16 protein-coding genes are annotated in these 17,553 nt (G+C 75.2%); 9 read left to right on the top strand and 7 right to left on the bottom strand.

Annotation, left to right across the window (positions count from 1 at the left end; translation table 11 throughout):
- Positions 1-132: 132 nt before the first annotated feature.
- Genes J4709_RS35435 through J4709_RS35425 form a run of 3 tightly spaced genes read left to right on the top strand, consistent with a single transcriptional unit; the run spans position 133 to position 2,557 of the window.
- The gene (locus tag J4709_RS35435) at positions 133-723 is read left to right on the top strand and encodes a hypothetical protein (protein WP_208247558.1); all 591 of its coding nucleotides are present in this window, start codon (positions 133-135) and stop codon (positions 721-723) included.
- Between the two features lie 14 nt (positions 724-737).
- Complete coding sequence (locus J4709_RS35430) at positions 738-1,895, top strand: sensor histidine kinase (RefSeq protein ID WP_208247556.1); 1,158 nt, start codon at positions 738-740, stop codon at positions 1,893-1,895.
- Positions 1,892-2,557 (top strand): response regulator, encoded by a 666-nt coding sequence (locus J4709_RS35425; protein WP_208247555.1) that lies wholly within the window; start codon positions 1,892-1,894, stop codon positions 2,555-2,557. The genes J4709_RS35430 and J4709_RS35425 overlap by 4 nt, the downstream gene beginning before the upstream one ends.
- On the opposite strand, the gene J4709_RS35420 is transcribed toward J4709_RS35425, so the two are convergent.
- A complete protein-coding gene (locus J4709_RS35420; protein ID WP_208247553.1) occupies positions 2,558-3,772 on the bottom strand; it encodes a YncE family protein in 1,215 nt (404 codons plus the stop codon).
- Between the two features lie 216 nt (positions 3,773-3,988).
- On the opposite strand from J4709_RS35420, the gene abc-f reads away from it, so the two are divergent.
- A complete protein-coding gene (gene abc-f, locus J4709_RS35415; RefSeq protein ID WP_208247550.1) occupies positions 3,989-5,632 on the top strand; it encodes a ribosomal protection-like ABC-F family protein in 1,644 nt (547 codons plus the stop codon).
- Positions 5,633-5,691: 59 nt separating this feature from the next.
- Here the strand turns inward: abc-f and J4709_RS35410 are convergent, their stop codons facing one another.
- The 4 genes from J4709_RS35410 to J4709_RS35395 form a co-directional block, all read right to left on the bottom strand.
- Positions 5,692-5,946, bottom strand: coding sequence for a hypothetical protein (locus J4709_RS35410; protein ID WP_208247548.1), 255 nt, complete (start codon positions 5,944-5,946; stop codon positions 5,692-5,694).
- 62 nt (positions 5,947-6,008) lie between these two features.
- Positions 6,009-7,076, bottom strand: a complete 1,068-nt coding sequence (locus tag J4709_RS35405; protein WP_208247546.1) for an NYN domain-containing protein — start codon at positions 7,074-7,076, stop codon at positions 6,009-6,011.
- Positions 7,077-7,217: 141 nt separating this feature from the next.
- Positions 7,218-7,460, bottom strand: coding sequence for an acyl-CoA carboxylase subunit epsilon (locus tag J4709_RS35400; protein ID WP_208247544.1), 243 nt, complete (start codon positions 7,458-7,460; stop codon positions 7,218-7,220).
- Positions 7,461-7,528: 68 nt separating this feature from the next.
- Positions 7,529-9,121 (bottom strand): acyl-CoA carboxylase subunit beta, encoded by a 1,593-nt coding sequence (locus J4709_RS35395; RefSeq protein WP_208247542.1) that lies wholly within the window; start codon positions 9,119-9,121, stop codon positions 7,529-7,531.
- A gap of 133 nt (positions 9,122-9,254) precedes the next feature.
- Between J4709_RS35395 and J4709_RS35390 the strand changes: the two genes are divergently transcribed.
- Both J4709_RS35390 and J4709_RS35385 read left to right on the top strand, forming a co-directional pair.
- Entirely contained in the window at positions 9,255-11,876 is a 2,622-nt protein-coding gene (locus tag J4709_RS35390) for a phosphoenolpyruvate carboxylase (protein ID WP_232384561.1), read from the top strand.
- Positions 11,876-12,319: a GNAT family N-acetyltransferase gene (locus J4709_RS35385; protein ID WP_208247538.1), complete on the top strand. Its 444-nt coding sequence runs from the start codon at positions 11,876-11,878 to the stop codon at positions 12,317-12,319. Before J4709_RS35390 ends, J4709_RS35385 begins: the two co-directional genes overlap by 1 nt.
- On the opposite strand, the gene J4709_RS35380 is transcribed toward J4709_RS35385, so the two are convergent.
- Positions 12,311-13,072 (bottom strand): ArsR/SmtB family transcription factor, encoded by a 762-nt coding sequence (locus tag J4709_RS35380; protein ID WP_208247536.1) that lies wholly within the window; start codon positions 13,070-13,072, stop codon positions 12,311-12,313. The genes J4709_RS35385 and J4709_RS35380 overlap by 9 nt on opposite strands.
- A gap of 74 nt (positions 13,073-13,146) precedes the next feature.
- On the opposite strand from J4709_RS35380, the gene J4709_RS35375 reads away from it, so the two are divergent.
- On the top strand, positions 13,147-14,547 hold the full coding sequence (locus J4709_RS35375) for a DHA2 family efflux MFS transporter permease subunit (protein ID WP_208247534.1): 1,401 nt from the start codon (positions 13,147-13,149) through the stop codon (positions 14,545-14,547).
- A 7-nt stretch (positions 14,548-14,554) separates the two neighbouring features.
- Here the strand turns inward: J4709_RS35375 and J4709_RS35370 are convergent, their stop codons facing one another.
- Complete coding sequence (locus J4709_RS35370; protein WP_232384541.1) at positions 14,555-15,328, bottom strand: enoyl-CoA hydratase/isomerase family protein; 774 nt, start codon at positions 15,326-15,328, stop codon at positions 14,555-14,557.
- A 175-nt stretch (positions 15,329-15,503) separates the two neighbouring features.
- Between J4709_RS35370 and J4709_RS35365 the strand changes: the two genes are divergently transcribed.
- Complete coding sequence (locus J4709_RS35365; RefSeq protein WP_208247531.1) at positions 15,504-16,367, top strand: biotin--[acetyl-CoA-carboxylase] ligase; 864 nt, start codon at positions 15,504-15,506, stop codon at positions 16,365-16,367.
- Between the two features lie 147 nt (positions 16,368-16,514).
- On the top strand, positions 16,515-17,546 hold the full coding sequence (locus J4709_RS35360) for an adenylate/guanylate cyclase domain-containing protein (protein ID WP_372442191.1): 1,032 nt from the start codon (positions 16,515-16,517) through the stop codon (positions 17,544-17,546).
- The last annotated feature ends 7 nt before the right edge of the window (positions 17,547-17,553 follow it).

Here is a 17,553-nt window from a genome sequence, read left to right as displayed (position 1 = left end):
TGTCGGCCTTATCGCGGCCGTATTAAGGCCGACACGCCGCAAGTCAACGGGGCGGGTGGGTCGTGCGGGGGAGGCGGAAGATCGCCTGAGTCGGCGATGCCCCAGGACGCCCGCCGGACGACGATCGAGGGCATGAAGACACGGGTTCCGTTCATCGCCGCTCCCCTCCTCGTCACCGTGTACGGCCTGTTCCGCCTCGCGGACGGCATGGAAGGAGACCGCGGCCCCGGCCCGGCCTGGACGGCCGGGCACGTCGCGTTCCTCGCCGCGCTCGTCCTGTTCCTCCCGGTGCTGTGGGAGATGCGGCGGCGCGCGGGCGGCGGCGCGTTCGCCACCGCGACCGCGGTCGTCGGGCTGACCGGGGTGGCGTGCGCGATGGTGCAGATCGGCATAGACATCGTCGTCGGGGCGCTCGCCTCCGACCACGCCGATATGGCCCGGAGGTTCGACGACGTCCAGGGCGTCCCCGGCGTGATGCCGGTCGTCTACACCGTCGGCCCGGTGCTGTTCTACGTCGGGCTGGCCGTCTCGCTCGGACATGTCGCGGCACGGCGGGCCGTCCCGGTGTGGGCGCCGGTGGTGCTGCTCGCCGGTGTCGCCGCGTCGGCCGCCGACCTGGACCTGCTGCCGGTCGCGGGCCTGCTCATCCTCGCCGCGCTCGTCCCGCTGGTCCGCGGCGACCGCGCCGCCCGGCATGCCGCCGGTGTCCGGGCCGGCGCGTGACACAATCGTGGCCCGTGGCTACTTCGCCGGTGTTCGCCCCGGTCCGCCGGCTGGCGGGATCATGGTGGTCGGACGTGGCGCTCACCGGTGTCGTCGCGGTCGCCCAGGTCTGGCCGCTGCTGTTCACGGACGCCCAAGCCGGGCGGCCCTGGGACCAGTGGGGCTACGTCGCCACCATCGGATCGGCGGTGCCGCTGCTGTGGCGGCGGCGCGCCCCCGCCGCGGCCGCGCTGCTGACCGTCATGGTGGGGTCGACGTACGACCTGGCCGACACGGTTCCTTCGCAGCCGCTCTGGTACGGCGCGCTCATCGCGATCTACGGGGTCGCCGCCAGGTCGCGTCCGGCCGTCCGCCTCGCGGTGTTCGCCCTGCTGTGCGCCGGCGGGCTGGCCACCGTCGGATCCGCGGACACCGCGTTGCGCGGCGTCGTGCTGTACGTGACCGCGTACGCGCTCGGCCGCGCCGCCGCCGGGTCCCGTGCGCAGGCGGCCGTGCTGGAGGAACGCGCCGCCCGGTTGGAGCGCGAGCGCAGGCTGGACGCGGAACGGGCCGCCGAACGCGAGCGCGCCCGGATCGCCCGCGACATGCACGACGTCCTCGCCCACTCGATCAGCCTGATGGTGGTGCAGGCCGAGGCGGGGCCGGTCGTCCTCGGCAGCGCCCCCGACCGCGCCGCCGCCGCGTTCGACACCATCGCCGGCACGGGACGCGACGCGCTCGGCCAGCTCCGCCGGATGCTCGCCGTGCTGAAGGACGAGGACGGGCCGCGCGCCCCGCAGCCGACCCTTGACGACCTGCCCGCCCTCGCCGCGCAGGTCTCCGGCGCGGGACTGCGGGTGGGCTGCTCCGCCGAGGGCGAGCCGCGCCCGCTGCCCGCCGACTGCGGCGTCGCCGCCTACCGGATCGCGCAGGAGGCGCTCACCAACGTGGTCAAGCACGCGGGCGCCGGGACCGCCGAGATCCGGCTGACCTGGGCCGACGACGCGCTGACGATCAGCGTCGTCGACGACGGCCGGGGCGCCGGCACCGGCCTGCCGTCCGGCGGGAACGGCCTGATCGGCATCCGCGAGCGCGCCGCCGCCTGCGGCGGGACCGCGACCGCCGGGCCGCGTGCCGACGGCCCCGGCTTCGAGGTGTCGGCGCGGCTCCCGCTCGCCGGGGCGGCGGCATGACCGTCCGCGTCGTGGTCGCCGACGACCAGGAGCTCGTGCGCGCCGGGTTCGCGATGATCCTCGACGCGCAGCCCGATATCGAGGTCGTCGCCGAGGCGGGCGACGGCTTCCAGGCGGTCGGCGCGGTTCGCGAGCACCGCCCCGACGTCGTCCTCCTCGACATCCGGATGCCCGGCATGGACGGCATCGAGGCCGCCCGCACCGTGTGCGCCGAGCCGGGCTGCCGCGCGATCATGCTGACCACGTTCGGGCAGGACGACTACGTCTTCGAGGCGCTGCGGGCGGGCGCGAGCGGGTTCCTGCTCAAGGACGTCCGCCGCGACGACCTCGTGCACGCGGTCCGCGTCGTCGCCGCGGGGGAGTCGCTGCTCGCGCCCGCCGTCACCCGCACGCTGATCGCCGCGTTCACCTCCGGCGCCGCGTCCCGCCCGCTGGACGCCGGGCGCCTCGACGTGCTCACCGTCCGCGAGCGCGAGACGCTGCGGCTGCTGGCCCGCGGGCTGTCCAACGCCGAGATCGCCGCGGCCCTGGTGGTCAGCGAGCACACGGTGAAGACGCACGTCAGCAACGTGCTCACCAAGCTCGGGCTGCGCGACCGGATCCAGGCCGTGATCGCCGCCTACGAGACCGGACTCGCCGTCCCCGGCCGCCTCCCGCCCTGATCAGCGGTACAGGCCTGTGCCGCCGAGCGAGTACCGGCCCGGCTGCGGATGCACGCACAGCCCCGCCGGACGTCCCCGGAGCCGCGCGTGCCGCAGCACCCGGCCCGTCCGCGTCGACACCGCGTACACCAGCCCGCCGCCGTCGGCCAGCCACAGCGCCCGGCCGTCCGACGACACCCCGCCCGGCACCGCGTCCCCGCCGCCCGGCAGCGGCCACCGCGCGGTGACCCGGCGCGTCCGGAAGTCCACGGCGGCCAGCGTCCCGCCGCCCGCGACGAACAGCCGCCGCGCGTCCCGGCTGATCGCCAGCCCCCGCGCGCCCGGCGCCGTCCGGACGAACCCGCGCGGCGCGAACGCCCGCGCGTCCACCGCCCACACCCCGCCCCTCGCCGCGTCCGCGACGAAGAACGTCCCGCCGTCCGGGGACAGCCGCACGTCGCCGGGCCGGGCGCCGTCCGGCAGCCGGAGCGTGCCCGCGACCCGCCGCCCCGGCACGTCCACGCGCACCAGCGCCCCCGCCGCCGCGCAGCTCAGCACCAGGGTGCGGCCGCGGAGCGAGAAGTCGCCCGCCGCCGCCGCGCACGGCAGCGGCACCGACGCCCGCGGCCGCATCGTCCGCGGGTCGCGCACCTCGACCCGCCGCGGACGCCCCGCGACGACCAGCGCCGCCCGCCCGTCCGGGGGGAAGAACAGCCCCGCCGGGTCGGTGACCTTCACCGGCCGCCCGCGGCGCCCGGTCCGCGCCGTCAGCGGGACCAGCACGTCGTGCACGGTGTCGGCAGCCCACAGCCGCCGCATGTCCCACGACGGCACGACCCCCGACGCGGCGACGCCCGCGCCGAGCCGGCCGACGAGGCGCAGCGTCCGCGGGTCGATGACCTCGATGCCGCGCCCGTCCGCGACGTACAGCCGCGCCGGCATGTCCCGCGCGCCGGGCGCGATCATGCCGGGGCCGGTCGCCGCGTACACGCGCCCGCCCGCCGGGGCGACGGGCACCGCGCCCGGCGGGTCCGCCGCGCGGGGCCGTCCCGGCCTCGGCCGCACGTAGGGCGCGGCGCCGCCGAGCCCCACCACGGGCTCGTCCGCGCCGCCCTCGCCGGGCCGGTAGAAGTCCACGGGCGACCCGCACCCCGAGGCCAGCGCCATGACCCCGGCCAGCGCGAACGCGCCGAGCAGGCTCCGGCGCCGTCCCGCGGCACAGCCTCTCCCCATCACGGCGGGGACTGTACTCGCCCGCAACTCACCGCGCCCGAATAACTACGAGACGTGTCCATCCTCGTTTCGCGTGAAGGCGAGGCTTGCCGCTCCGGAAGCCGTCTGCTAGTAATGGGGGCAATGGGAACTCTGTGATCACTGCGTTGCAAGCGCGCACCCGGCGTCGAGCCGCGCTCCGCCACGCCCTGCCAACGCATTGATCACTGGAGTTCCTTTTTGCGTACCGCGCAATCCCGCCTCGTCCTGTCCGGCGTCACCAGGCGCTACGACGACCACGTCGTCCTCGACCGGGTGTCGCTGTCGATCCGCCCCGGCGACAAGGTCGGGGTGATCGGCGAGAACGGCTCGGGGAAGTCGACGCTTCTGCGCCTCATCGCCGGCGTCGAGGCCCCCGACAACGGCACCGTGGACGTCACCGCGCCCGGCGGCATCGGCCACCTGCCGCAGACCCTCGACCTCCCGCCGTCCGCGACCGTGCAGGACGCGATCGACCTCGCGCTCGCCGACCTGCGCGACCTCCGGGACCGGATGGCCCGCGCCGAGGCCGGGCTCGGCACCGCCACGCCCGCCGAACTCGCCGAGTACGGCGACCTCGTCGAACGGTTCGAGGCGCGCGGCGGCTACGAGGCCGACGCCCGCGTCGAGATCGCCCGCAGCGCCCTCGGCGTGTCCGGCTTCGCCCGCGACCGGACGCTCGGCACCCTGTCCGGCGGCGAACGGTCGCGGCTGATGCTCGCCGCGACGCTCGCCGCGTCCCCCGAACTGCTCCTGCTGGACGAGCCCACCAACGACCTCGACGACGACGCCGCGCAGTGGCTGGAGGAACGGCTGCGCACCCATCGCGGGACCGTCGTCGCCGTCACCCACGACCGCGCGTTCCTCGACCGCGTCACCGCCACCGTCCTCGAAGTCGACCACGACCGGCGGACGGTCCGGCGCTACGGCAACGGCTACACCGGCTACCTCGCCGCGAAGGCCGCCGCCCGGGAGCGGCACCGGCACGAGTACGAGACGTGGCGGGAGGAGGTGCGGCGGCACGAGGCGCTCGCCGACGGCAACATCGAACGGCTCTCGGCGATCCCGCGCAAGGGCCCGTGGGCGTTCAGCGGCGCGGGGGCGTTCCGCGCGCGGTCCCGCTCGCACGGCGCGATGTCCCGGATCCGCAGCGCGCGGCAGCGGCTCCGGGAACTGCGGGACGACCCGGTCGCGCCGCCGCCCGAGCCGCTGCGGTTCGCGGCCCGCCCGTCCACCGCCGGCGCGCCGCCGGACGGCCCGGCGGTCGAACTCGAGGAGGTCCGGATCCCCGGCCGCCTGGAGATCGGGTCGCTGCGCGTCCGGCCGGGCGAGCGGGTCCTGATCACCGGCCCGAACGGCGCCGGGAAGACGACGCTGATGCGGGTGCTGGCCGGTGAGCTGGACCCGGCGGAGGGCCGTGTCCGCCGCCCGGCGAACGTCGGCCATCTGCGCCAGGACGGCGGGCCGTCCCACCGCGACGGCCGGACGCTGCTGCGCGCGTTCGGCGAGGGCCGGGCCGGCGAGCCTGAGGAGCACGCCGCCGAGCTGCTCGCCATGGGCCTGTTCACGGCCCCCGACCTGGGCAAGAGCGTCCGGGCCCTCTCGGCGGGGCAGCGCCGCAGGCTGGAGCTGGCCCGCCTCGTCTCCGGCCGCGCGGACCTCGTCCTGCTGGACGAACCCACCAACCACCTGTCGCCGCTGCTGGTCGACGAGCTGGAGGAGGCCCTCGACGGCTACGCGGGAGCGCTCGTCATCGTCACGCACGACCGCCGCATGCGCGCGTCCTTCACGGGCCGCCGCCTGGAACTCCGGGACGGCCGGGTGACCGGCGAGCAGGCCGCCTGACCGGCGGCGGGGGCCGGGACACCGTTCCGGTCCCCGCCGCGGGCGCCCCCGAGCACGCGTCAGCCGGACGAGGGGAGCCGCCCGGCGGCGAGCCCGGCGACGACCGCGATGAGCAACCCGGCCAGGACGAAACCGGCGGCGCGCAGCCCCTCCTGCCGCGCCGCGCGGACGAGCACGAACCCGCCGCCGGCCGCCCCCACGCCGGCCAGGATGCCGGGAGGATTCAGGTAGCAGAGGGAGGCGATCGCCAGGACACCGCCCATGGCGACGGCGAGCCAGCCGACGAACACCAGACGCCAACCGTGGCGGCGCATGCGGACCTCCTCGCCGGAGCGGACCGGTCGGATCCGCCGCATCCTACGCCGCGGGAGGCGGGTCAGTCGGACTTGCCGAAGCCGATGCCGAACTCGCGGTAGACGCGCTCCCAGAAGCCGTCCCGCAGCCAGGTGCGGGCCTCCTGGTAGGGGCGCAGGGAGCCGCCGAGCTCCTTCTCCGCCTCGATCAGCAGCTCCTTGTCGATGACGGGCGGCAGGATCGGGCCGGGGAGCAGGTCGCGGATGTTGTCGCGGCCCCGCTCGAAGATCCACTTCTGTGCGACGTGCTCGCCGATCTCCAGCATGTGGTCGCGGTCGGGGCCGAGCCGGCCGTCGGACTGGGCGGCGGACGCCGCGTTCATCGAGGCCGCCACGGTCGCCGGGGTCACCGGGGCGCCGCCCGGGACGGGCACGGCGGTGCGGACGGCCGCGGCGGGCGCCGGCTTGACCGCCGGGGGGCGCCCGGCGAACACCTGCGACGGCGACGGGACGGGCGAGGCGCGGTGCGCGGCGGCGGCCGCGTCGCGGACCGCGGCGGCGGTGCCGGGCGCGGGCACCGGCAGCACCTTGGCCTTGGTGAAGTAGGGGCGCAGGAAGTCGGCGGACAGCACCTCGACCCGGTCGGACTCCCAGACCAGCCATTCGGCCTGGTTGGAGCCGTGCGTCGGCTCCACGCCCCACAGGTGCACGCGGACGCCGTAGCGCTGCGCGGCCTCCACGGCGGGCAGCATGTCCTCGTCGCCGGCCAGCAGCACCGCGTCGGTGATCGCGCGGTGCCGGGCGAGCGCCTCCAGGTCGGCGCGCAGCTGCGCGTCCACGCCCTTCTGCTGGCCCTGCGCGTTGAGGTTGCCGAGCCGCAGCTTCACCAGCGGCAGGTTCGCGATCACGCGCTGGTCGACGGTCGGCTGCTTCTTCGGCGCCGCGTCGAACCAGTACACCCGGAGCAGCTCGCCGAGCAGCTGGTCGTCGGCATGGCTGGTCAGCGCCTTGATCAGCTGTTCGGCGGCGACCCGGTACTCGCGCCGGGAGCCGCAGCCGAGCAGCAGGGCCCCGGAGGCCGCGTAAAGGTACCCCGCGTCGACGAAGATGGCGTAGCGCGCGGGCTGTGGGACGAACTCCGAGGTGGCCATGGCCTTCCACCTTATTCGTGCGGGGACCCCCGCTGGGTGCGAACCACGGTTACGTGTCGTCCGATCGCGTTCCCCGCGCGTGGATCAACACACCCCATACGCCGCGAGATCGGGCGCATCCCGGGCGCGTCGCGTCCGGGGTCAGCGGGGCAGGCCGCTGGCCCGCCACGCGCCGGGGCCGCGCGGCGCGAGGCCGCCGGACACGGTGGCGCGGACGAGCCGCGTCCGGTCCGCCCAGCGGGACGTGCGGGCCTCGCCCGCGCCGCCCGAGGCGGCGGCGGCCGCGCGGGCGCGCGCGGTCAGCACGGCGACGAGCGCGGCGACCTCCTCGGGGGACGGGTCGCCCCGCACCACCTGCAGGAACGGCTTGTCTTCAGCGGTCACGGGTTCTCCTCGGCCGCCGGGACCGGGCGCGGCGGCCCGGCCCCGGAACGGGCGTCCGTCTCGGTGCTCTACAGCGGGATGTTGCCGTGCTTCTTCGGCGGCAGCGTCTTGCGCTTCTCGCGCAGCGCCCGCAGCGCCTTCACGACCTGGCCGCGCGTCTCCGACGGCTTGATCACCGCGTCGACGTAGCCGCGGTCGGCGGCGACGTAGGGGTTGGCGAGGGTGTCCTCGTACTCGGTGATCAGCTCGGCGCGGCGGCCGTCGGCGTCGTCCGCGGCGGCCAGCTCGCGCCGGTACAGGATGTTGACGGCGCCCTGCGCGCCCATCACGGCGATCTGCGCGGTCGGCCACGCGAGGTTGATGTCGGCGCCGAGGTGCTTGGAGCCCATGACGTCGTACGCGCCGCCGTACGCCTTCCGGGTGATCACGGTGACCAGCGGGACGGTCGCCTCGGCGTAGGCGTACAGCAGCTTCGCGCCGCGCCGGATGATCCCGTTCCACTCCTGGTCGGTGCCGGGCAGGAAGCCGGGGACGTCCACGAAGGTCAGCACCGGGACGTTGAACGCGTCGCAGGTCCGGACGAACCGGGCGGCCTTCTCGGAGGCGTCGATGTCGAGCGTCCCGGCGAACTGCATCGGCTGGTTCGCGACGATGCCGACCGAGTGGCCCTCGACGCGGCCGAACCCGCAGATGATGTTCGGCGCGAACAGCTCCTGGACCTCCAGGAACTCGCCGTCGTCGAGCACGTGCTCGATCGCGGTGTGCATGTCGTACGGCTGGTTCGGCGAGTCCGGGATGAGGGTGTCGAGGTCCTCGACCAGCTCGGACGGGTCGGCCGGCGCGTCGAACGCGGGCGCGTCCGCGAGGTTGTTGGACGGCAGGTAGGACAGCAGCGACTTGACGTACTCGATCGCGTCCTCCTCGTCGGAGCCCTGGTAGTGGGCCACGCCGGACTTGGAGTTGTGCGAGTGCGCGCCGCCGAGCTCCTCCATGGTCACCTCTTCGCCGGTGACCGTCTTGATGACGTCCGGGCCGGTGATGAACATGTGCGAGGTCTGGTCGGCCATGACGATGAAGTCGGTGATCGCGGGGGAGTACACCGCGCCGCCCGCGCACGGCCCGAGGACCAGCGAGATCTGCGGGATGACGCCGGAGGCGTGCACGTTCCGCTTGAAGATCTCGGCGTACAGGCCGAGCGCGACCACGCCCTCCTGGATCCGCGCGCCGCCGGAGTCGTTGATCCCGACCATCGGGCAGCCGGTCTTCAGCGCGTGGTCCATCACCTTGACGATCTTCTCGCCGAAGACCTCGCCGAGGGATCCGCCGGAGACGGTGAAGTCCTGGCTGAAGACCGCGACCGGCCGGCCGTCGACCGTGCCGTAGCCGGTGACGACGCCGTCGCCGTAGGGCCGGTTCTTCTCCATCCCGAAGTTGGTGGACCGGTGCCGCGCCATCTCGTCGAACTCGACGAACGAGCCGGGGTCGAGCAGCGCGTCGATCCGCTCCCGGGCCGTCATCTTGCCCTTGGCGTGCTGCTTCTCGACGGCGCGCGCCGAGCCGGCGTGCACCGCCTCGTAGCGGCGTCGTTCCAGGTCCGCGATCTTTCCCGCCGTCGTGTGGATGTCGTACTCGACCGCGGGTTCAGGGGCTTCCATCGCCATGCGGGCCAGGGTAACCGCACACTGATGCACACAATGCGGGCGGGGCCCGCTGACCGGGATGAACGGCCCCGGAGGGGCCCTCGTTACGCTGGGGCACGTGGCTACGAAGACGCGAGACACCCTTCGGCAGGACATGCCCGAACCGCTGCGCCGCGACGTCCGGCTGCTCGGCGCGATGCTCGGCGACGGGCTCGTGGAGTACGGCGGCCAAGGGCTGCTGGACGACGTCGAGCGGCTGCGCCACGCGGTGATCGCGGCGCGCCGCGGCGAGACGTCCGCGGACGAGGTCGCGGCGATCGTCGACGGCTGGACGCTGGAGCGCGCCGAACAGGTCGCGCGGGCGTTCACCGTGTACTTCCACCTGACGAACCTCGCCGAGGAGCACCACCGGATCCGGACGCTGCGCGAGCGCGACACCGGGGAGACGGTGCCCGGCTCGGTGGCCGCCGCGGTCGAGGAGATCCGCACCGAGAAGACCGGCACCGAGAAGACCGGCACCGCGGGCGGCGGCCGGCTCGCCGAGATGATCGGCGGCCTGGAGTTCCGGCCGGTCTTCACCGCGCACCCGACCGAGGCCCGGCGCCGCGCCGTCGTCACCGCGATCCAGCGGATCAGCGACCTGCTGACCGCGCTGAACGCGGGCCAGGGCGCGAGCGAGCGGGAGGAGACCGAGCGGCGGCTCCGCGAGGAGATCGACGTGCTGTGGCGGACGGCGCTGCGCCGCGGTACCCAGATGGACCCCCTCGACGAGGTCCGGACCGCGATGGCCGCGTTCGACGAGACGATCTTCCGGGTCGTCCCGCACGTGTACCGGACGCTCGACCGCGCCCTCGACGGCGACGACACCGGCACCCGGCCGCCGAAGGCCCGCCCGTACCTGCGGTTCGGCAGCTGGATCGGCGGCGACCGGGACGGCAACCCGTACGTCACCGCGCAGGTCACCCGGGACGCGGTCATGATCCAGGCGGACCACGTGCTGCGCGCGCTGGAGAACGCGTGCGCGCGGGTCGGCCGGGAGCTGACCGTCCACGAGTCGACGACGCCCGCGTCCGACGCGCTGCGCACCGCGCTCGCCGGCGCCCGCACCGCGCACCCGTCGCGGCTCGCCGAGGGCGCCAAGCGGTCGCCGGGCGAGCCGCACCGCCAGTTCCTGCTGTACGCGGCGAACCGGATCGCCGCGACCCGCGAGCGCGACGCCGACCTCGCCTACGGCTCGCCGGACGAGCTGCTCGCCGACCTGCGGACCGTCCAGGAGTCGCTGGCCGCGGCCGGGGCCGTCCGGCAGGCGTACGGGCGCGTCCAGCAGCTGATCTGGCAGGTCGAGACGTTCGGGTTCCACCTCGCCGAGCTGGAGATCCGGCAGCACTCCGAGCTGCACGAGCAGGCGCTGGCCGAGGTCCGGGCGGGCGGCGGGCTGTCGGAGATGACCGAGGAGATCCTCGAGACGCTGCGGGTCGTCGCGTGGATCCAGAAGCGCTTCGGGGTCCGCGCCTGCCACCGCTACATCGTGTCGTTCACCCGGTCCGCGCAGGACATGGCGAACGTCCACGAGCTGGCCGAGTCGCTCGGCGACGGCGCGCCCGTCATCGACGTGATCCCGCTGTTCGAGACCGGCGAGGACCTGGAGCGCGCCCCGTCCGTGCTGGAGGGGATGCTGGAGATCCCGGCCGTGCGGCGGCGTCTGGACGACACCGGCCGCCGCATGGAGGTCATGCTCGGCTACTCCGACTCCGCCAAGCAGCTCGGCCCGGCCAGCGCCACCCTGCGCCTGTACGACACGCAGGAGGCCCTCACCGAGTGGGCCGCCCGCAACGACATCACGCTGACGCTGTTCCACGGCCGCGGCGGGTCCCTCGGCCGCGGCGGCGGCCCCGCGAACCGGGCGATCCTCGCGCAGGCGCCCGGGTCCGTCGCGGGCCGCTTCAAGGTCACCGAGCAGGGCGAGGTCATCTTCGCCCGGTACGGCCGCACCGAGATCGCCGAGCGGCACGTCGAGCAGGTCACCAGCGCCGTCCTGCTGGCCTCGACCGACGCCGTCCAGGACCGCGCGCGGCAGGCCGCCGCCCGGTTCCGGCCGCTCGCCGACAAGATCGGCGAGGCGGCCAAGGACGCGTTCCGGTCGCTCATCGAGACCGCGGACTTCGCCGCCTGGTTCGCTCGCGTCAGCCCGCTGGAGGAGATCGCCGAGCTGCGGATCGGGTCCCGCCCGTCCCGCCGCAAGGCCGCCCGCGGCCTGGAGGACCTGCGCGCCATCCCGTGGGTGTTCGCGTGGACGCAGACCCGCGTCAACCTGCCCGGCTGGTACGGGCTCGGCAGCGGCCTCGCCGCCGTCTCCGACGACGGCCGCGACCTCGCCGAGATCCGCGACGCCTACGAGGCGTGGCCGCTGTTCAACACCCTGCTCGACAACGCCGAGATGAGCCTCGCCAAGTCCGACCGGGCGATCGCCGAGCGCTACCTCGCGCTCGGCGGGCGGCCCGAGCTGTCCGAGGCCGTCCTCGCCGAGTACGACCGCACCCGGCGGCTCGTCCTCGCGGTCACCGGCCACGAGCGGCTGCTGGAGAACCGGCGCGTCCTGTCCCGCGCCGTCGAGCTGCGCAACCCGTACGTGGACGCGCTCTCCCACCTCCAGCTCCGCGCCCTCACCGCCCTGCGCGCCGGGGACGTCACCGACGAGCAGGAGCGCGAGCACCTCGAGGCGCTGCTGCTCCTGTCGGTCAACGGCGTCGCCGCCGGCCTGCAGAACACCGGCTGATGGACGGGGTGAGGCCCGCGGCGGCCGCCGACCGCGCGCGGGTGGAGGAGATCGTCGAGGCCGCGTACGCGCCGTGGGCGGAGGCCATCGGCACCCGTCCCATGCCCATGGACGACGACTACGTGGCGCTGATCGGGGCCGGGCACGTGTACGTGACCGGCCCCGGGCCGGACGGCCTGATCGTCCTCATCCCCGAGGACGGCGTCCTGCTCGTCGACAACGTCGCCGTGGACCCGGCGCTGCACGGCACCGGCGTCGGCACGCGCCTGCTCGCGTTCGCCGAGGACCGCGCCCGCGACCTCGGCCTGCCCCGCCTCCGACTGATCACCAACGAGCGGATGACCACCAACATCGCCCGCTACGAGCGCCTCGGCTACCGCGAGACGGGCCGCGAGGTCCTCAAGGCCCGCAACGTCGTCCATATGGCCAAAGCCCTAACCTGACAGGTCGCCGGCGGGGACGCCGAAGGCCTCGTGCAGGCCCCGCTCGCCCGCGTCGGTGAGGTGGACGACGCGGCGGGCGCGGCCCTTGCGCAGCCAGCCGAGGTCGAACATGCGGCCGGTGACCGCCGCGCCGAGCGGCCCCGCGAGATGGTGCCGCTGCTCGCCCCAGTCGACGCAGTAGCGGACCGTCGAGCGGCGGCGCGGCAGCCTCTCGGTGTCGACGCCGAACGCGGCCAGCTCGGCGCGCCCGCCGGCGGTGAGCCGGTAGACGGCCCGCCCGTCCGGCTCCGCGCCGCCCGCGCCGCCCGCGCCGGGGCCAGGGGCTTCGCGGGCGAGGACGCCGCGGTCCAGCAGCGCCGCCATCACCGACACGCCGAGACGCCCCGCGAGGTGGTCGTAGCAAAGCCGCGCCCGCAGCAGCGCCTGCGCACGCGTGTCGTCGCGCAGCGAACGGACCGGCAGCGGCTGCGCGATGCGCGCGAGCTGCTCCAGCGCCGCCGCGACCTCCGTGGTCGCCAGCCGGTAGTAGCGGTGCCGCCCGTCCAGCTCGACCGTCAGCAGCTTCGCCTCCCGCAGCTTCGCCAGATGGCCGCTGATCGTGGAGTTCGAGACGCCCGCCTCGGCGGCCAGCGCGCTCGCCGGGAGCGCGGCGCCGCCCGCCAGCGCCAGCAGCACCTTCGCGCGCGACGGGTCGCCGATCGCCGCGGCGACGCCCGCGATGTCCGCTTCGGCGCCCCTGCCGGTGTCGTCCATGCCTCCGATGCTACGGCGCCGATGTCCAGAACGTTTCGGCGAACGCCGTATCGAATCGTCGTTACGTTGGCGTCATGGCCGCACGGACCGCTCAGACCACTCCGGCCGGCGCCGGGACCGCCGAGGGCCGCGCCTCACGGCTGCCCCTCGTCGCGCTCTGCCTCGGATACTTCATGGTGATCCTGGACGTCACCGTGGTCACCGTCGCCGTGCCGTCGATCGGGACCGCCCTGCACGGCGGCGTCACCGCCCTGCAATGGGTCGTGGACGGCTACACGCTCGCGTTCGCCGGGCTGCTGCTGTTCTGCGGCGGGCTCGGCGACCGGCTCGGCGGACGGCACGTCTTCGCCGCCGGGGTCGTGGTGTTCACGCTCGCGTCCGCGGCCTGCGGGATCGCGCCGACCGCCGCCGTCCTCATCGCGGCCCGGCTCGTCCAGGGCGCCGGCGCCGCGCTCATGGTGCCCGCCTCCCTCGCCCTGCTGCAGGCCGCCTACACCGGCGGCGCCGCGCGGGCCCGCGCGTTCGGCGTGTGGGGGATGGTCTCCGGCATCGCCGCCGGCGCCGGACCCGTGCTGGGCGGCGTCCTCACCGGCACGTTCGGCTGGCGCAGCGTCTTCCTCGTCAACCTGCCCATCGGGCTCGCCACCCTCGCGCTGACGCTGCGGTACGTCCCGTCCCCGCCGCCCGCCTCCGACCGCCGCGCCGGCCTGGACGTCCCCGCCCAGGTCGCGGGGGCGCTCAGCCTCACCGGCCTCGCCGCCGGGCTCAACGAGGCCGGGACCGCGGGATGGGGCGCCCCGCCCGTCCTCGGCGCGTTCGCCGTGTCCGTCCTCGCCCTCGGCGCGTTCCTGCTGCTGGAGCGGCGGTCCCGGGCGCCGATGCTGCCGCTGCGGCTGTTCCGGTCCGCCGAGTTCTCCGCGTCCGCCGCCATCGGCGTCCTGCTCAACCTCGGCTTCTACGGCTGGCTGTTCGCCGCCCCGCTCTACTTCCAGCGCGTCCAGCACTACAGCGCGCTGCACACCGGGTTCGCGCTGCTCCCCGCGATGGGCGTCGTCGCGGCGTCCTCCGCGCTCGCCGGACGCGTCACCGCGCGCACCGGGCCCCGGTTCCCCATGGTCACCGGGCTCGCCGCCGGCGCGGCCGGGCTGCTCGGCTGGCTCGCCGCCGGGACCGGCACCCCCTACGCGGTACTGATCGTGCCGATGGCCGCGGTCGGCTTCGGCACCGCGTTCACGATGCCCGCCGCGACCGCCGCCGTCATGCGCGCCGCCCCCGACGGCAAGGGCGGCGTCGCGTCCGCCGTCTTCAACACCGCTCGGCAGGCCGGCAGCGCCGTCGGCGTGGCGGTCTTCGGCACCCTCGCCGCCACCGGACTCGTCTCCGGCGCGCACACGGGCGTGACGATCGCCGCCGCCGGGTTCGCCGCGGCCGCCCTGCTCGCCGCCCGCTTCATCGGCGCCGCCCCCGCCGCCTGACGCGGGGCTAGGACGGCCAGTCCGGCTTGCGCTTCTCGTTGAACGCGGCGACGCCCTCGCGGCGGTCGGCGGAGAACGCGACGGTCCGCCAGGCGTTGTCCTCCAGGTCCAGGCCCGCCTCCAGGGCCACCCCGGCGCCGAGGCGCAGCGCCCGCTTGGCGGCGCGGACGGCCGTCGGGGAGTTCCGCGCGATCACCTCGGCGATGCCGAGGGCCTCCTCGCGGGCCGTGCCGGCCGGCACCTTCCGGTCGGCGAGCCCGTACTCCAGCGCCTCCTCGACACCGAGGCGGCGGCCGGTGAACACCAGGTCCGCTGCCTTGCCGGGGCCGAGCTTGCGCAGCGCCAGCTGCGTCCCGCCGCCGCCCGGGACGAGGCCGACGCCCACCTCCGGCAGCCCGAACACCGCCGACTCGTCCGCCACGACCAGGTCGGCGGACAGCGCGAACTCGCAGCCCCCGCCCAGCGCGTACCCGTGCACCGCCGCCACCACCGGCTGCGGGAGGTTCAGCACGCCGCCGAACGCGGCCCGGAAGACCGGCCGCTGCGCGAGGATCTCCGCGTCGCTCATCGCGTTGCGCTCCTTCAGGTCCGCGCCGACGCAGAAGGCCTTCTCGCCCGCCGCGCTCAGCACCACGGCCCGCACCGACGTGTCCGCCGCGACCTCCGCGCACACCGCCGCCAGCCGCCGCGCCATCGCCGTCGACAGGGCGTTCAGCGCCTCGGGCCGGTCCAGCACGATCTCCGCGACGTGCCCGTCGCGCCGCAGCGTCACACCATCCATGCCGCGACCCTAATGGCCCGCCCCGCCCCGGCGACCCCCGCCCCGCCCCCTCCCGCTCCGTTGACTTGCGGCGTGTCGTCCTTAAGAAGGCCCGGATAAGGCCGACACGCCGCAAGTGAACGTGGTTCTGGTGGTGGGCGGGTGGGCGTCGCGGCCGGTGAGGTTGGATGGAGGGGTGAGCGAATCAGCGTATGGGGACCTCGACCGGCCGCCGCTGCACGAGGCGGCGCTGCGGCGCGCGCTCGTCCAGGAGGGCGGGCTGTGGCAGGAGGTGAGCGTCGTACCCGAGACGGGCTCGACCAACGCCGACCTCGCCGCCCGCGCCAAGGAGGGGGCGCCGGAGGGCATGGTCCTGGTCACCGAGCTGCAGACCGCCGGACGCGGACGGCTCGGCCGGCCGTGGACGGCGCCGCCGCGCTCCGGCCTGATGTTCTCGATGCTGCTGCGGCCGTCCGTCCCGGTCCCGCTGCTCGGCTGGCTGCCGCTGCTGACCGGCGTCGCCGTCGCCACCGCGATCCGCCGGATGACGGCCTTCGGCGAGTCGGGGGACCGGTTCTTCGGCGGCGCGGACGGCGACGTCACCGTCGACGCCCGGCTGAAATGGCCCAACGACCTGCTCGTCGGGGACCGCAAGCTCGCCGGGATCCTCGCCGAGAAGGTCGACGGCGCGCTGATCGTGGGCGTCGGCCTGAACGTCGGGCTGCGCGCGGAGGAGCTGCCGGTGCCGACCGCGACGTCCCTGGCGATCGAGGGCGCGCCGCTCACCGACCGGGCGCCGCTGCTGCGCGCGATCCTGCGCGAGATGGGCACCTGGTACGGCGAGTGGACGATGCTCGGCGGCGACCCGGAGTCCAGCGGCCTGCGCACCGCCTACAAGGACCTGTGCGCGACGCTCGGCCGCCGCGTCCGCGTGGAGCTGCCCGCGGACGAGACCCTCGAGGGCACGGCGCGCGACATCGACGGCTCGGGCCGCCTGGTGGTCGAGGGCCCCCGCGGTGACGTGGCGGTGAGCGCCGGCGACGTCGTCCACGTCCGCTGACCGGCCGCGCTTTGCGGGCGCTGCGGCGATCCGCGTATTGGCCGGTCGGCGTGGGGGACCCCGGTCGGATCTGCAACGATATGGGATGGTACCGATCCACGACGCCGGCGGCGGGGTCCCGCGCGACGGCGGACTGAGGGGCGGATGATGGCGCGCGGACTGCCGGATCCCAAGGAGATCGAGGAGCTGCTCCTCGGCGGCGAGCTCCGCTACACGCGCGTCGACGCCGTCCGGCTGTCGGGGGTGTCGCGGGAGTTCACCGGGCGGCTGTGGCGCGCGTTCGGGTACCCGTCGATGCCGGACGACGCGGTCGCCTACACCGAGGGCGACATCGCGGCGCTGTGCCGGATCCGGCGCCTCATGGAAGAGGGCGTGCTGGACGAGGACGGGGTGATCCGGCTCATCCGGGCGTTCGGGCAGACCATGACGCGGCTGGCGGAGTGGCAGGTCAACCTGATGCGGGAGATGGTCGCGCCGGGCCCGGCGGAGACGCCGTCCGCGGAGGCGGTCGGGACGATCATGGAGATCGCGGACAAGCACATCGGGGAGTTCGAGCCGCTGGTGGTGCACGCGTGGCGGCGGCAGCTGGCCGCGGCGGGCACGCGGGCGGTCGCGGCGGCGACGACGCGCGAGGACGGGGAGCCCGCGGGCCGTCCGATGACCACCGTCGGGTTCGCGGACATGGTGTCGTTCACGCAGGTCAGCCGGGAGCTGGAGGAGATCGAGCTGGCCCGGGTGGTGGAGTGGTTCGAGGAGACCGCCGCCGACATCATCGCCGCGTGCGGGGGCCGGCTGGTGAAGACGCTGGGCGACGAGGTGCTGTTCAGCACGGAGTCGCCGACGGTGGGCGCGGAGATCGCGCTGACGATCGCGGCGGCGATCCAGGACGAGACGGAGGTCCCGGACGTGCGGGTCGGCGTGGCGCACGGGCCGGTGCTGCCGCTGATGGGCGATGTGTTCGGCACCACGGTGAACCTGGCGGCGCGGCTGACGTCGCTGGCCAGGCCGGGGTCGGTGGTGATCGACATGGAGCTGGCGGCGCGGCTGGAGAAGGAGCCGGCGTACTCGATCCACCGGATCGTCCGGCGGCCCGTCCAGGGGCTCGGGATCGTGCAGCCGTTCGTGCTGCGCCGCGCGCCGCGTCCCCAGGACGGGCCGCCGGGCGACGGCGGCCGCTAGGCCGGGG

Source organism: Actinomadura violacea, assembly GCF_017573465.1.
In the GTDB taxonomy this organism is placed as follows: Bacteria; Actinomycetota; Actinomycetes; order Streptosporangiales; family Streptosporangiaceae; genus Spirillospora; species Spirillospora violacea.
Note: the sequence above shows the minus strand (reverse complement) of the source record. Positions and strands in the feature narration are given on the sequence as shown.

Excerpts from the sequence above, each read along its gene's own strand:
- J4709_RS35360 (WP_372442191.1), top strand. The coding sequence starts at position 16,515 with ATGGCGCGCGGACTGCCGGATCCCAAGGAGATCGAGGAGCTGCTCCTC.
- J4709_RS35405 (WP_208247546.1), bottom strand. The coding sequence starts at position 7,076 with ATGGCCACCTCGGAGTTCGTCCCACAGCCCGCGCGCTACGCCATCTTC.
- J4709_RS35435 (WP_208247558.1), top strand. The coding sequence starts at position 133 with ATGAAGACACGGGTTCCGTTCATCGCCGCTCCCCTCCTCGTCACCGTG.
- J4709_RS35385 (WP_208247538.1), top strand. The coding sequence starts at position 11,876 with ATGGACGGGGTGAGGCCCGCGGCGGCCGCCGACCGCGCGCGGGTGGAG.
- J4709_RS35395 (WP_208247542.1), bottom strand. The coding sequence starts at position 9,121 with ATGGCGATGGAAGCCCCTGAACCCGCGGTCGAGTACGACATCCACACG.
- J4709_RS35390 (WP_232384561.1), top strand. The coding sequence starts at position 9,255 with ATGCCCGAACCGCTGCGCCGCGACGTCCGGCTGCTCGGCGCGATGCTC.
- J4709_RS35370 (WP_232384541.1), bottom strand. The coding sequence starts at position 15,328 with ATGGATGGTGTGACGCTGCGGCGCGACGGGCACGTCGCGGAGATCGTG.
- J4709_RS35375 (WP_208247534.1), top strand. The coding sequence starts at position 13,147 with ATGGCCGCACGGACCGCTCAGACCACTCCGGCCGGCGCCGGGACCGCC.
- J4709_RS35425 (WP_208247555.1), top strand. The coding sequence starts at position 1,892 with ATGACCGTCCGCGTCGTGGTCGCCGACGACCAGGAGCTCGTGCGCGCC.
- J4709_RS35380 (WP_208247536.1), bottom strand. The coding sequence starts at position 13,072 with ATGGACGACACCGGCAGGGGCGCCGAAGCGGACATCGCGGGCGTCGCC.
- J4709_RS35410 (WP_208247548.1), bottom strand. The coding sequence starts at position 5,946 with ATGCGCCGCCACGGTTGGCGTCTGGTGTTCGTCGGCTGGCTCGCCGTC.